Consider the following 13,300-nt stretch of genomic DNA (forward strand, 5'->3'; position numbering starts at 1 on the left):
ATGTCATTCTTGAAAATCAGCAACCTGCGCAAGTCCTACGGCTCACTGGAGATTCTCAAGGACATCAATATCGAGATCGAAAGGGGCGGGTTTCTCGTGCTCGTCGGCCCGTCCGGCTGCGGCAAGTCGACCCTCCTGAACACGATCGCGGGCCTGGAGCCGATCACCTCGGGCGACATCGCCATCAACGGCCGGTCCGTCTCGGGACTGCACCCGTCGAAGCGCGACATCGCCATGGTGTTCCAGTCTTACGCGCTCTACCCGAACATGACGGTCGCCGGAAACATCGCCTTCGGCATGGAGATCCGCGGCGTACCGAAGGAGGAGCGCCAGAAGGCGATCAAGCAGGTCGCCGATATGCTGCAGATCGGCCATCTGCTCGAACGCAAGCCGAGCCAGCTTTCCGGCGGCCAGCGCCAGCGCGTCGCCATGGGTCGCGCGCTGGTGCGCAATCCGCAGGTCTTCCTCTTCGACGAGCCGCTGTCGAACCTCGACGCGAAGCTCCGCGTCGACATGCGCACCGAGATCAAGCGCCTGCACAGCCGCATGAAGACGACGATCGTCTACGTGACGCACGACCAGATCGAGGCGATGACGCTCGCCACGAAGATCGCTGTCCTGCGTGACGGCGTGCTGCAGCAGTTCGGAACGCCGGCCGAAATCTACAACAACCCCGCCAACATGTTCGTTGCCGATTTCATGGGATCGCCGGCGATGAACCTGTTGAAGGCCCGGATCGAGACCGCTGGAACGGACGTCGCGGTGACGCTGGAGCGGCCGAACGGCGAGCCCTTGAAGCTTGCCGTGCCCCATAACGGCAAGCTTTCCGCCTATGCCGGCAAGGAAGTGGTGTTCGGCATTCGTCCGGAAGCCCTGACCGATCCCGATGGCGCCGACCGCAATGCCAAGCACCTCGCGGAAGGCGATTGCCTGATCGAAGTGGTGGAACCAGCCGGCTCGGATACCTTTGCGGTGACGCGCCTTGGCGGCAAGGAGATCGTCGCCCGGCTGCGCGCCGACGCACGCATCGCCCCCGGCCAGACCTCGCGGCTCGCCTTCAATCTCGACAAGGCGGTGTTCTTCGATCCCGAGAGCCAGATGCGGATCGCATGAGCATGGCGAGCCAACCGGATATCGTCATCGTCGGATCGGGAATCGGCGGCGCGACCGTAGCGGCGGGCCTCGCCCCGTCGGGCGCCGAGATCCTGATCCTCGAGGCAGGCGTTCACATTGAGGACCGTCCGGAAAACCGGGATCAGCGAGCGATCTTCCAGCGCGGCCATTTCCGGCCGAAAGAGACCTGGTACGAAACGGACGGCAAGGGCTTCAATCCCGGCAACTACTACAATGTCGGAGGCAACTCGAAATTCTACGGCGCGGTGCTGACCCGGTACCGCCGTGAGGATTTCGAGGAGATGCAGCATCTCGATGGCGTTTCGCCGGCGTGGCCGTTTCCTTACGAGGAGCTGGAGCCGTGGTATTCCAAGGCGGAAGCGCTCTATCAGGTGCGCGGACGCCTTGGCGAAGACCCGACCGAGCCTGCCCACTCGAACGACTACGCCTACGGCCCCGTCCCGGACGAGCCGGCGGTTGCCAAGGTTCGCAAGCGTCTGGCAGAGATCGGGCTCCACCCCTATTCGCTGCCGCTCGGCGTTGATCTCGAGCGCTGGCTTGCCAAGGGCGAGACTCCGTGGGACGCGCATCCGAACAGCTTCGACGGCAAGATGGACGCCGAAACGGCGGCGCTGACCGCGGCGCTCGAATATCCGAATGTGCGGCTGCAAACCGGTTCGCGCGTGACGCGGCTTGCGACCGCGCCCGACGGCAAGGCGATCGAGACCGTTCACTATATCAAGGACGGGGCGGAGCACAGCGTGTCGCCGAAGCTGGTCATCCTCGCGGCTGGGGCCGTTCAATCGGCTGTCCTGCTGTTGCGCTCGGCCGACGACCGCAATCCGGCAGGGCTCGCGAACCGATCCGACCAGGTGGGCCGCAATTTCATGAACCACAATTCGAGTGCGGTGATTGCGCTCAGCCCTTGGTACCGCAACGATTCTGTCTACCAGAAAACTTTCGGGCTCAATGATTTCTATCTCTCGGACGGGGGGGGCGGGCCGCCGCTCGGCAACATCCAGCTTCTCGGCCGGGTATCGGGCGCGATCCTGAAGGCGAACATGCCGGCCGTGCCGGAATGGCTGCTGAACCAGATCTCAGCCCGCGGCATAGACTTCTACGCCATGAGCGAGGATCTGCCTTCGCCAGACAGCCGAGTCATGGTCGACGGCGATCGCATTGTGCTTCAATGGGTGCGCACCAACTGGCAGGCCCATCTCGATCTCGTCGCCAAGTTGAAGGCGGTGCTGCGAAAGGCCGGCTTTCCGGTCGTGCTGGCGCGCGCTTTCGACAAGCGGACGCCGTCGCACCAGTGCGGCACCGTCAGGATCGGCAAGGACCCCAATGAGGCGCCGCTCGATGTCTATTGCCGGACCTTCGATCATCCGAACCTTTTCGTCGTCGACGCCGGCTTCCTGCCGACCTCGGCAGCGGTAAACCCGGCGCTGACGGTTGCGGCGCAGGCGCTGCGCGTCGCGGATCACATCGTTAAAGAGGATCTCCGGTCATGACGGAGAAAGCACGTCCCGTCGCGATCGTCACCGGCGGCCGGCGCGGCATCGGGCTTGGCATTGCCCGGGCGCTGGCGTCAGCCGGTTTCGATATCGCCATTACAGGCATCGGTGATGCCGCTGGCGTCGCGCCGGTGCTCGCCGAACTCGGCTGTTTCGGTGCCCGTGCGATCTTTCTTCAGGCCGATCTTGCCGACCTCGCCACCCACCAGGAAACCGTCGACGCGGTAACCGAGGCGTTCGGCAGGATCGATTGCCTCGTCAACAATGCCGGAATTGCTTCCGTCGTGCGCGGCGATTTCCTCGATTTGAGGCCTGAGAATTTCGACACGATCGTCGGCATCAACCTGCGCGGCACGGTTTTCTTCACCCAGGCAGTGTTGAAGGCGATGCTCGGGACAAAGGCGGTCGGCCCGCGGTCCGTCGTCAACATCACCTCGGTCTCGGCGGCGATGACCTCGCCGGAGCGGCTCGACTATTGCATGAGCAAGGCGGGACTTGCCGCCTTCAGCCAGGGTCTGGCCCTGAGATTGGCCGAGACCGGTATCTCGGTCTTCGAAGTTCGACCCGGCATTATTCGTTCGGACATGACCGCAACCGTTTCCGGCAAATACGACGCGTTGATTGCGGATGGGCTGGTGCCGATGCGGCGGTGGGGAGAGCCCGACGACATCGGCAAGATCGTCGCCGGGCTCGCCGGCGGGCAGTTCAGTTTCGCCACAGGCTCGATCATCCAGGCCGATGGGGGACTGTCGATCAGCCGTCTTTGAAGGAGTAGGCGGAGATGCGCATCGGAGTCGTTTTGTGTTTGTGATTTGGAACGATCCAAATCGCAAACTCTGGAGGAAAATAGCGAATGACATACGACTACATCATCACCGGCGCCGGCCCCGCAGGCTGTGTTCTTGCCAACCGGCTGAGCGAGGATCCGACGGTCAAAGTGCTTCTGCTCGAAGCTGGCGGCGGTGACTGGAATCCGCTGTTCCACATGCCGGCCGGCTTCGCCAGGATGACCAAGGGCGTTGCGAGCTGGGGCTGGCACACGGTGCCGCAGAAGCACATGAAGGGCAGGGTTCTGCGCTACACCCAGGCGAAGGTGATCGGCGGCGGCTCATCGATCAATGCGCAGCTCTATACCCGCGGCAACGCCGTCGACTACGATCTCTGGGCGCGCGAAGACGGTTGCACCGGCTGGGACTATCGAAGCGTGCTGCCCTATTTCAAGCGGGCCGAGGACAACCAGCGCTTTGCCGACGATTATCATTCCTATGGCGGGCCGCTCGGCGTTTCGATGCCGGTCTCGGCGCTGCCAATCTGCGACGCCTATATCCGCGCCGGCCAGGAGCTTGGCATTCCCTACAATCACGACTTCAACGGCAAGCAACAGGCGGGCGTCGGCTTCTATCAGCTGACGCAGCGCAACCGCCGCCGCTCTTCCGCCTCGCTTGCCTATCTCTCGCCGATCAAGGACCGGCGGAACCTGACGGTGCGCACCGGCGCCCGCGTCGCCCGCATCGTGCTCGAAGGCAGCCGAGCGGTCGGCGTCGAGGTGGTGACGGCCAAGGGGAGCGAGACAATCCGCGCGGACCGCGAGGTGCTCATCTCTTCGGGCGCGATCGGATCGCCGAAGCTTCTGCTGCAATCGGGTATCGGCCCGGCCGACCACCTGCGCGCGGTCGGCGTCGAGGTTCGCCACGATCTCCCGGGCGTCGGCGGCAATCTTCAGGACCACCTCGATCTCTTCGTCATATCGGAATGCACCGGCGATCACACCTATGACAACGTCGCCAAGCTGCACCGCACGCTCTGGGCGGGCCTGCAATACGTGCTCTTCCGCAGCGGCCCGGTCGCCTCGTCGCTCTTCGAGACCGGCGGCTTCTGGTATGCCGATCCGCATGCACGCTCGCCGGACATCCAGTTCCATCTCGGTCTCGGCTCCGGCATCGAGGCCGGCGTCGCGCGCCTCAAGAATGCCGGGGTGACGCTGAACTCCGCCTATCTGCATCCCCGCTCGCGCGGCACTGTCCGGCTTTCCTCTTCCGATCCGGCCGCCGCTCCGCTCATCGACCCGAACTACTGGGAGGATCCGCACGATCGCAAGATGTCGCTCGAAGGCCTGCGGATCGCGCGCGAAATCATGCAGCAGCCGGCGCTCAAGCCCTATGTGCTCGCTGAACGTTTGCCGGGTAACGATATCCGGACGGAAGAGCAGCTCTTCGAATATGGCTGCGCCAACGCCAAGACCGATCATCATCCCGTCGGCACCTGCAAGATGGGCACGGATCAGATGGCTGTGGTCGATCTGGAGCTCAAGGTGCGTGGGCTCGACGGCTTGCGGGTCTGCGACAGTTCGGTGATGCCGCGCGTGCCGTCCTGCAACACCAACGGACCGACGATCATGGTGGGCGAGAAGGGGGCTGACATCATCCGCGGCCTGCCGGCGCTACCGCCCGCGATCTTCCAGCACGAGCGCAACGACACGCGCCCGCGCGCCCGCGCCGAGGTTCGCTGAAGGGGGTGGCGATGATCCGACACTGCGTTTTCATCCGATTCCGTCCGGACGTGACGAATGCCGAGAAGGCGGCGATTTTCGCCGAGATTGCGGCGCTGAAGGACCGCCTCCCGGGGTTCCTCGTTGCGCATATCGGCGCAAATGTCAGCCCGGAGATCGCAATGGACAAGGGCTACGCCGAAGGCTTCATCGTCGATTTCGCCGATGCGGCGGCGCGCGACGCCTATCTCGACGACGCAGAACATCAAAAGACCGGCGCAAAAATCGTTGCGGCGGCGCAAGGTGGCGTCCAAGGTGTCTTCGTCTACGACCTCGAAATCCCGGACTGATTCCATGGCATCGATCGAGCCACGCTCCTTCCTGATCTCCCTCTTCGAGGCTGCCGTAGTGGCGGCCGATCCTTACGCCGCCATCCGTGCCCACCTGCCCGAGAGGCCGAAGGGGCGCACGATCGTCGTCGGCGCCGGCAAGGCCGCCAGCCAGATGGCGGCCGCCTTCGAACGGCTCTGGGACGGCCCATTCGAAGGCGCCGTGGTCGCCCGCCACGGGCCGGTCGAAAGGTGCGAGCGGATTAAGGTGCTGCAATCGGCCCATCCGGTGCCTGATGAGGCCGGGCTCGTCGCCTCGTCCGCGCTCCTCAAGCTGGTCGAAGGCTTGACGGCGGACGATCTGGTGATCGCGCTCGTCTCCGGTGGCGGCTCGGCGCTGCTACCGGCGCCGCCCGCTGGCCTGACGCTCGCGGACGAGATCGCCGTCAACAAGGCACTGCTTGCCTCCGGCGCGCCGATCTCGGCGATGAATGTCGTCAGAAAACATGTGTCGCGCATCAAGGGCGGCCGGCTGGCGCTTGCCGCGTCTCCCGCCCGCGTCGTCAGCCTCGTCGTCTCGGATGTGCCGGGTGACAATCCCGCCTTCGTTGCCTCTGGCCCGACAGTGCCGGATTGGTCGAGCCTTGAGGAGGCGCGGGAGATCGTCGCGCGCTATGGCATGAGCTTGCCCGAGCGCGTGATGGCGCATCTCGCATCGGATGCTGCGCGCGCTCCGGGTCCCGACGACCCTGCCTTTGCCGGCAACGAGGTCCACGTGATCGCCTCGGCGAGTGTTTCATTGGAGGCTGCGGCTGCTCGGGCGCGGGAAATCGGCGTCGAGGCCGCAATCCTGTCGGACGCGATCGAAGGCGAGGCGCGCGACATCGGCCGCATGCATGCGGCGCTCGCCCGTGAGGTGGCGTTGCGAAATCGACCCTTCGAAAAGCCTGTCGTACTGCTCTCCGGCGGCGAGACGACCGTGACGATTTCCGGAAACAACTACGGCAAGGGCGGACGCAACAGCGAGTTCCTCTTGTCGCTGGCGCTCGACATCGATGGCGTTCCCGGCATCGATGCGCTTGCCGCCGATACGGACGGCATCGACGGCTCGGAAGACAATGCCGGTGCCTTTGCCGACGGAGCGAGTGTCGCCCGCATGCGCGCGGCAGGTGTCGATCCGCGCGCCCATCTCGCCCGCCACGATGCCTGGTCGGCTTTTGCGGCGAGCGGTGACCTCTTCGTGCCCGGCCCGACCGGGACGAATGTCAATGATTTTCGGGCGATATTGATGCGCTGAGTCGCTTCAGGGCATGGGGCGACATGGGAAGGGTGCTCGTTGATGCCCCTCCCCACAGGTGGGAGGGGTTGATCCACCACAGCGGCCCGCTACTTCACTCGCTTCAGTGCATCGGCGAGGGTCGAGACGATCTCGCCGATATGCTCTTTTTCGACGATCAGCGGTGGCGAGAAGGCGATGATGTCGCCGGTGACGCGGATCAAGAGGCCCCTCTCGAAACAATCGACGAAGACGTCGTAGGCGCGGGCGCCCGGTGCGCTGTCACGTGATTTGAGTTCGATGCCGGCGATGAGGCCGATCGTGCGGATGTCGATGACATGCGGCAGGCCATTCAGCGAATGCATCGCCTCGTGCCAGTCCTCCTGCAGATCGCCAGCGCGGGTCATCAGGCCTTCGTCGCGATAGATGTCGAGCGTGGCGATGCCGGCGGCGCAGGCGGCCGGGTGGCCGGAATAGGTGTAGCCGTGGAAAAGCTCGATCTGGCCTTCCGGGCCGTGCATCAGCGCGTCGTGCAACTTGCGGCTCGCAAACACCGCGCCCATCGGGATGGCGCCGTTGGTGAGGCCTTTGGCGGTGGTGACGAGATCCGGGGTGACACCGAAATAGTCGGTCGCGAAGGTGGCGCCGAGGCGGCCGAAGCCGGTGATCACTTCGTCGAAGATCAGGAGGATGCCGTGCTTGTCGCAGATGGCGCGCAGCCGCTCGAGATAGCCCTTCGGCGGGATCAGCACGCCGGTCGAGCCGGCAACCGGCTCGACGATGCAGGCGGCGATCGTTTCCGCGCCGTGCAGTGCCACAAGCCTTTCGAGATCGTCGGCAAGTTCCGCGCCATGCTCGGGCTGGCCCTTGACGAAGGCGTTTTTCGCCGGGTCATGCGTATGGCGCAGATGGTCTGAGCCCGGGAGCTGCGGGAAAACGCGGCGGTTGTTGACGATGCCGCCGACCGAAATGCCGCCGAAGCCGACACCATGATAGCCACGCTCGCGGCCGATCAGCCGCGTGCGCGTGCCCTGGCCGATCGACCTCTGATAGGCGAGCGCGATCTTCAGCGCCGTGTCGACGGATTCCGAACCCGAGCCGGTGAAGAATACCCGGTCGAGTTTGGCGCCAGCCGGTCCGGGCGCGATCTCGGCCAGCCGCTCGGCGAAGTCGAAGGCGATCGGGTGGCCCATCTGGAAGGAGGGGGCAAAGTCCATCGTCGAAAGCTGCCGCTCGACCGCAGCGGCAATCTGCCGGCGGCCATGGCCGGCATTGACGCACCAGAGGCCGGCGGTGCCGTCGAGGATCGTCCGGCCGTCGACGCTGATATAGTGCATGCCCTCGGCCGAGGCGAGCAGGCGGGGCGCGGCCTTGAATTGGCGGTTGGCGGTAAAAGGCATCCAGTAGCTGTCGAGTACCGGGGCGTTGGGCTTGTTGTGGGCGTCCATGGCATCCTCCTATCGGGTGTGGGATTGACGCCATGATTTGATTTTCCGAACAAGTCCTTTTCTTCGCTCAGCTAAGCCACTGTATTTTATAGAGGTTTCCTGCTAGAATTTCGATATTCCGAACAACATCAACACGGGATCTGCGATGACTGTCGATATCGGCAACCGCCTCCGCCATGTGCGGCTGATGCACAAGCTCTCCCAGCGCGAACTTGCGAAGCGGGCGGGGGTGACGAACTCCACCATCTCGCTGATCGAATCGAATGCCTCGAACCCGTCGGTCGGCGCCCTGAAGCGCATTCTCGACGGCATTCCGATCGGGCTCGCCGAGTTCTTCTCCTTCGAGCCGGAAAAGCCGCGCAAGGCATTTTATGCGGCGGAGGAGCTGGTGGAGATCGGCAAGGGGCCAATCTCCTATCGCCAGATCGGCGACAATCTCTTCGGCCGCAGCCTGCAGATCCTCAAGGAGTGCTATCAGCCGGGGTCGGACACAGGCAAGGTGCCGCTGGTGCATGAAGGCGAGGAGGGCGGGATCGTGCTTTCCGGGCGGCTGGAGGTGACCGTCGACGACGAGCGGCGCATCCTCGGGCCGGGGGATGCGTACTATTTCGAAAGCCGCCGGCCGCACCGTTTTCGGTGCGTCGGGCCGGTGCCATGCGAGGTGATCAGCGCCTGTACGCCGCCGACGTTTTGATGGGGGACGAGCGTGGGAACGCCCCTCATCCGGCCTGCCGGCCACCTTCTCCCCGTCGAAGTCCCCTCTCCCCGCGTGCGGGGAGAGGGTTAGGGTGGGGGCAATTTGAGGTTAGGTGAGGGCCAGCCTACGCCATCACGACAGCCGCGCGCAGGCGGTGGCGATGCGGGTGAGCGCTTCCTTTAGCTCCGCTTCCGAGGTCGCATAGGAGATGCGGAAGAAGGGTGAAAGGCCGAAAGCGGAGCCCGGAACGACGGCGACATGGGCGTCGTCAAGCAGATAGGCGCAGAAGTCCGTATCGGTTTTGATCGTCTTGCCCGATGGCGTCACCTTGCCGAGCATGCCGGCGCAGCCGGAGAAGGTGTAGAAGGCCCCTTCCGGGACGCGGCAATCCAGACCGTCGATGGCGTTCAGCCCGCTGACGACGAGGTCGCGGCGGTGCTCAAAGCTCGCGGTACGCTCTTTGAGGAAATCTTGCGGGCCGTTGAGCGCCGCGACGGAGGCCGCCTGGCTGACCGAGGACGGGCAGGAGGTCGCCTGGCTCTGCACGACGGCCATCGCCTTGATGAGCGCGCGCGGGCCGCCGGCATAACCGATCCGCCAGCCGGTCATGGCATAGGCCTTCGACACGCCGTTGACCGTCAGCGTCCGTTCTTTCAGCCGAGGCTCGAGCTGGGCCGGTGTAACGAAGCGGAAGCCGTCATAGACAATATGCTCGTACATGTCGTCAACGAGCAGCCAGACATGCGGATGCTTGAGAAGCACCTCGAGCAGCGGCCGGTAGTCGCTAGCGCTGTAGGCGGTGCCCGACGGGTTGGAGGGCGAGTTCAAGAGCACCCAGCGCGTCTTCGGCGTGATCGCCGCTTCGAGTTTGTCGGCGGTGAGGCGGAAACCCGACGATGCATCGCATGCGATCAAGACCGGCTTGCCTTCGCAGATCTGGACGATGTCCGAATAGGAGGTCCAGTAGGGCGTCGGGATGATCACTTCGTCGCCGGGATTGATCGACGCCATCATGGCGTTGAAGAGGATCTGCTTGGCGCCGGTCCCAACCGTGATCTCGTCCAATTCATAGGCGAGACCGTTCTCGCGCTGGAACTTCTCGCGGATCGCCTTCTTCAATTCCGGCGTGCCGTCGAGCGCGGTATATTTCGTCTCGCCGCGCTGGATCGCGTCCCAGGCCGCCTGCTTGACGTGGTCTGGCGTGTCGAAGTCCGGCTCGCCGGCGCCGAGGATGATCACGGGCTTGCCTTCGCGCTTCATGGCATTGGCGCGGGCGCCGATCTTCAGAATTTCGGAAACGCCGATCGAGGCGATCCGCGAGGCGGGCAGAAAGCCCGCCTCCTTCACCGTTGCATTGATGGTCATGGCCGATCCCTATTCGATGTCGCCAATCATTCGATGTCGAACGAGACGCCCTGCGCCAGCGGCAGAGCCTTCGAATAGTTGATCGTGTTGGTTGCCCGGCGCATATAGGCCTTCCAAGCGTCGGAGCCCGATTCACGGCCGCCGCCGGTCTCCTTCTCGCCGCCGAAGGCGCCGCCGATTTCGGCGCCTGACGTGCCGATGTTGACGTTGGCGATGCCGCAGTCCGAGCCGTCGGCGGCCAGGAAGCGTTCGGATTCCTGCATGTCGCGGGTAAAGATCGACGATGAAAGGCCGGCAGCGACCGCATTGTGGTCCGCAAGCGCAGCGTCGAAGTCGCTGTACTTCATGACATAGAGGATCGGCGCGAAGGTCTCTTCGAGAACCGGACCGTCCTGCTTCGGCATTTCGACGAGGGCCGGCTTGACGTAGTAGCCATTCTCGTAGCCGAGTTCGACGCGCTCGCCGCCGGTGACCGCGCCGCCCTGTGCCTTGGCCTCGGCGATCGCTTTCTGCATGTTGTCGAAGGCGGCCTTGTCGACGAGCGGACCGACGAGAGCAGTCGTTTCCAGCGGGTTGCCGACCGAAACCGACTGGTAGGCCTTCTTCAGGCGCGGAACGAGCTGATCGTAGACGCTTTCATGCACAAAGAGGCGGCGCAGCGTCGTGCAGCGCTGGCCGGCGGTGCCCATGGCGCCGAAGGCGATGGCGCGGAGCGCCATGTCGAGATCGGCCGACGGGCAGACGATGCCGGCATTGTTGCCGCCGAGTTCGAGGATGGCGCGGGCAAAGCGCTTCGCAAGACGCGGGCCGACTTCACGGCCCATGCGGGTCGAGCCGGTCGCCGAAACGAGCGGGACCTTTGGGTGATCGACGAGCACTTCGCCGATCGCGCGGTCGCCGATCAGCACCTGCGACAGGCCTTCGGGCGCATCGCCGAAGCGGGCGAGGGCGCGTGCAAGGATCGCCTGCGATGCAAGCGCGGTGAGCGGCGTCTTTTCCGACGGCTTCCAGACGACGGCGTTGCCGCAGACGAGCGCAAGCGCTGCGTTCCAGGACCAGACGGCGACCGGGAAGTTGAAGGCGGAGATGATGCCGACGACTCCGAGCGGATGCCAGGTTTCCATCATGCGGTGGCCCGGGCGTTCGGTGGCGATGGTAAGACCATAAAGCTGGCGGGAGAGGCCGACGGCGAAATCGCAGATGTCGATCATCTCCTGCACTTCGCCGAGGCCTTCCGACGGGATCTTGCCGGCTTCGAGCGAGACCAGACGGCCGAGGTCGGCCTTGAAGGCGCGCAGTTCCTCGCCGAGCAGGCGGACGAGCTCGCCGCGCTTCGGCGCCGGAACGAGACGCCAGGCGCGGAAAGCTTCGTTGGCCCGTTCGATCCGGGCCGCGGCTTCGGCGGCCGAGACGGTCTTGAGGCTGGCGATCTGTTCGCCGGTGACCGGGCTGTAGGACGGCATTTCGCCGCCGACATAGAGTTCGCGGGCGACGCCCATCTTGTCGAGGAGGGCGGCGGCCTCCTTCGCGACGTCGACTTTCTTGGTTGCAATGTTCATCTCAACTGACTCCCGTTTTGTCTCATTTATTGGTTGCGCGGGATGCGGGCGGAAAACCGCTTCACACTTTTCCTCATCCCGCGGGCTCAACCAAAACGCACGCTGCCGAGCTTTCCCGGCGATGTAAGTGTCTTCAGGCCGCCGGCCATCTCTTTCAGTTTCTCCGGCGTGTAGAAATCGTAGTAGCCCTGGTTGCGCCGGCCGATCGCATGCTCGGCGCTGAAGCTGCCGCGATATTGCTCGACGGCCACCGCGAAGACCCAATCGCGCAACCGCTGTTCGAAGGTGGCGTCGGTCAACAGCGGGCTATCCTTTGCCACGACAAGGTTGAAATGCACGCCACCGTCGCCGACATGGCCGAAATCGCAAACGGTGACGTCCGGGAACTTCTCCGGCATCTCGGCCTTCATATGGTCGCAGAAGGCCATGATATCACCTCTGCGGAAGGAAAGATCGAAGGCGATCAACTTGCCGAGATGCTTCACGCCTTCGGGAAGCGCGTGGCGAAGCGCCCAGATCTCGTGCGGCGGACCGACGAAGGCGTCGGCGAGCGGCGCCTCTTCCGATTCCCAGATTTCGGCGAGCACGCTTTCGAGAACGGCGTCGAGCGACTGCTCGCCCTCGCGCGGCGCCCAAGTCCGGGAGATTTCGGCGAGGATCACGTAGTCTGGGACATTGCCGCCCTGGAAGGGATTCTTCAGCGACGGCACATGAGCGAAGGTGGCGGCGATCGCGTTCTTCGACATGCCTTCGAAAGCCGAAAGGTAGGCGCCAAGCCGCTCTTCCATGGCGTTCAGCAGCGGCAGCACATGGGCGCCGCTTGCCGGGACCAGGAAAGCCGTCGCCGTCTGTTTCGGCACCCGCTCGAGATTGAGCACGCATTCGGTGACGATGCCGAAGGCGCCGGAGGTGCCGATGAAGATCTGTTTCCAGTCGACGCCGGTATTGTTCTTGCGCAGGTCGCAAGCGAGGTCGAGAACGGTGCCGTCCTCGTCGGCGAGCACCACCTTCAAACCCAGCGTGTTGCGGCGCACGTCGCCGTATTTCAGAAAGCGCGAGCCGCCGGTGTTGGTGGCGACCATGCCGCCGAGCCTCGGATCGGCGCCGAGGTCGATCGGGAAGAACAGGTCGTGCTCCTCCAGCCGCCGGTTGAGCTCGGAGAGCCGAACGCCGGCATCGACGCGCACAGAGCGATTGTCAGTATCGAGCGCAAACTGCCGGGTCAGCCGGTCGAGGCTGAGGAGGATTTCCTTGCCCGAGCCGTCCGGCGTCGAGCCCGAGACGAGACCGGTATTGCCGGATTGCGGGATGAGCGCGAGTCCGTTGCGGACGCAATAGGCGACCGCGGCCGAGACCTCCGCCGTTGTAGACGGGCGCAGCACGGCAGCAGCACGGCCCTGGTCATAGCGCGCGCCGGTCTCATAGGCTTGCATGTCTTCCGGACGCGCGACGACGCCCTTGTCGCCAAGGATCTTCGTCAACGCTTCGATATGGTGCTCGTCAATCATCGT

General features: G+C 64.4%; 11 protein-coding genes. 7 read left to right on the plus strand and 4 right to left on the minus strand.

Translation table 11 applies throughout. The features are described 5' to 3' along the window. From PZN02_RS06465 to PZN02_RS06490, 6 genes are all read left to right on the plus strand, one after another. Nucleotides 1-1,113: an ABC transporter ATP-binding protein gene (locus tag PZN02_RS06465; RefSeq protein WP_280660775.1), complete on the plus strand. Its 1,113-nt coding sequence runs from the start codon at nucleotides 1-3 to the stop codon at nucleotides 1,111-1,113. A 2-nt stretch (nucleotides 1,114-1,115) separates the two neighbouring features. Further along, the gene (locus PZN02_RS06470) at nucleotides 1,116-2,624 is read left to right on the plus strand and encodes a GMC oxidoreductase (RefSeq protein WP_280660776.1); all 1,509 of its coding nucleotides are present in this window, start codon (nucleotides 1,116-1,118) and stop codon (nucleotides 2,622-2,624) included. Further along, on the plus strand, nucleotides 2,621-3,394 hold the full coding sequence (locus PZN02_RS06475; protein WP_280660777.1) for a 3-ketoacyl-ACP reductase: 774 nt from the start codon (nucleotides 2,621-2,623) through the stop codon (nucleotides 3,392-3,394). Before PZN02_RS06470 ends, PZN02_RS06475 begins: the two co-directional genes overlap by 4 nt. An 86-nt stretch (nucleotides 3,395-3,480) precedes the next feature. Beyond that, nucleotides 3,481-5,136 carry a GMC family oxidoreductase gene (locus PZN02_RS06480; RefSeq protein ID WP_280660778.1) on the plus strand — a complete coding sequence of 552 codons (1,656 nt, stop codon included), beginning with the start codon at nucleotides 3,481-3,483 and terminating at the stop codon, nucleotides 5,134-5,136. A gap of 11 nt (nucleotides 5,137-5,147) precedes the next feature. Further along, a complete protein-coding gene (locus PZN02_RS06485; protein ID WP_280660779.1) occupies nucleotides 5,148-5,465 on the plus strand; it encodes a Dabb family protein in 318 nt (105 codons plus the stop codon). A gap of 4 nt (nucleotides 5,466-5,469) precedes the next feature. After that, nucleotides 5,470-6,741 (plus strand): glycerate kinase type-2 family protein, encoded by a 1,272-nt coding sequence (locus tag PZN02_RS06490; RefSeq protein ID WP_280660780.1) that lies wholly within the window; start codon nucleotides 5,470-5,472, stop codon nucleotides 6,739-6,741. An 89-nt stretch (nucleotides 6,742-6,830) separates the two neighbouring features. Here the strand turns inward: PZN02_RS06490 and aptA are convergent, their stop codons facing one another. After that, nucleotides 6,831-8,168 carry an omega-aminotransferase AptA gene (gene aptA / locus PZN02_RS06495; RefSeq protein WP_280660781.1) on the minus strand — a complete coding sequence of 446 codons (1,338 nt, stop codon included), beginning with the start codon at nucleotides 8,166-8,168 and terminating at the stop codon, nucleotides 6,831-6,833. A 145-nt stretch (nucleotides 8,169-8,313) separates the two neighbouring features. Here aptA and PZN02_RS06500 point away from each other — a divergent pair, with 145 nt between their 5' ends. Next, nucleotides 8,314-8,862 (plus strand): cupin domain-containing protein, encoded by a 549-nt coding sequence (locus tag PZN02_RS06500; RefSeq protein ID WP_280660782.1) that lies wholly within the window; start codon nucleotides 8,314-8,316, stop codon nucleotides 8,860-8,862. A 135-nt stretch (nucleotides 8,863-8,997) separates the two neighbouring features. Here the strand turns inward: PZN02_RS06500 and PZN02_RS06505 are convergent, their stop codons facing one another. From PZN02_RS06505 to PZN02_RS06515, 3 genes are all read right to left on the minus strand, one after another. Next, nucleotides 8,998-10,230, minus strand: a complete 1,233-nt coding sequence (locus tag PZN02_RS06505; protein WP_280660783.1) for a pyridoxal phosphate-dependent aminotransferase — start codon at nucleotides 10,228-10,230, stop codon at nucleotides 8,998-9,000. Nucleotides 10,231-10,256: 26 nt separating this feature from the next. Then, nucleotides 10,257-11,789: an L-piperidine-6-carboxylate dehydrogenase gene (gene amaB / locus PZN02_RS06510; protein ID WP_280660784.1), complete on the minus strand. Its 1,533-nt coding sequence runs from the start codon at nucleotides 11,787-11,789 to the stop codon at nucleotides 10,257-10,259. Between the two features lie 86 nt (nucleotides 11,790-11,875). Then, complete coding sequence (locus PZN02_RS06515; RefSeq protein ID WP_280660785.1) at nucleotides 11,876-13,297, minus strand: FAD-binding oxidoreductase; 1,422 nt, start codon at nucleotides 13,295-13,297, stop codon at nucleotides 11,876-11,878. Nucleotides 13,298-13,300: the final 3 nt, after the last annotated feature.

The organism is Sinorhizobium garamanticum (assembly GCF_029892065.1).
In the GTDB taxonomy this organism is placed as follows: domain Bacteria; phylum Pseudomonadota; class Alphaproteobacteria; order Rhizobiales; family Rhizobiaceae; genus Sinorhizobium; species Sinorhizobium garamanticum.

Excerpts from the sequence above, each read along its gene's own strand:
- PZN02_RS06465 (WP_280660775.1), top strand. The coding sequence starts at position 1 with ATGTCATTCTTGAAAATCAGCAACCTGCGCAAGTCCTACGGCTCACTG.
- PZN02_RS06470 (WP_280660776.1), top strand. The coding sequence starts at position 1,116 with ATGGCGAGCCAACCGGATATCGTCATCGTCGGATCGGGAATCGGCGGC.
- PZN02_RS06475 (WP_280660777.1), top strand. The coding sequence starts at position 2,621 with ATGACGGAGAAAGCACGTCCCGTCGCGATCGTCACCGGCGGCCGGCGC.
- PZN02_RS06480 (WP_280660778.1), top strand. The coding sequence starts at position 3,481 with ATGACATACGACTACATCATCACCGGCGCCGGCCCCGCAGGCTGTGTT.
- PZN02_RS06485 (WP_280660779.1), top strand. The coding sequence starts at position 5,148 with ATGATCCGACACTGCGTTTTCATCCGATTCCGTCCGGACGTGACGAAT.
- PZN02_RS06490 (WP_280660780.1), top strand. The coding sequence starts at position 5,470 with ATGGCATCGATCGAGCCACGCTCCTTCCTGATCTCCCTCTTCGAGGCT.
- aptA (WP_280660781.1), bottom strand. The coding sequence starts at position 8,168 with ATGGACGCCCACAACAAGCCCAACGCCCCGGTACTCGACAGCTACTGG.
- PZN02_RS06500 (WP_280660782.1), top strand. The coding sequence starts at position 8,314 with ATGACTGTCGATATCGGCAACCGCCTCCGCCATGTGCGGCTGATGCAC.
- PZN02_RS06505 (WP_280660783.1), bottom strand. The coding sequence starts at position 10,230 with ATGACCATCAATGCAACGGTGAAGGAGGCGGGCTTTCTGCCCGCCTCG.
- amaB (WP_280660784.1), bottom strand. The coding sequence starts at position 11,789 with ATGAACATTGCAACCAAGAAAGTCGACGTCGCGAAGGAGGCCGCCGCC.
- PZN02_RS06515 (WP_280660785.1), bottom strand. The coding sequence starts at position 13,297 with ATGATTGACGAGCACCATATCGAAGCGTTGACGAAGATCCTTGGCGAC.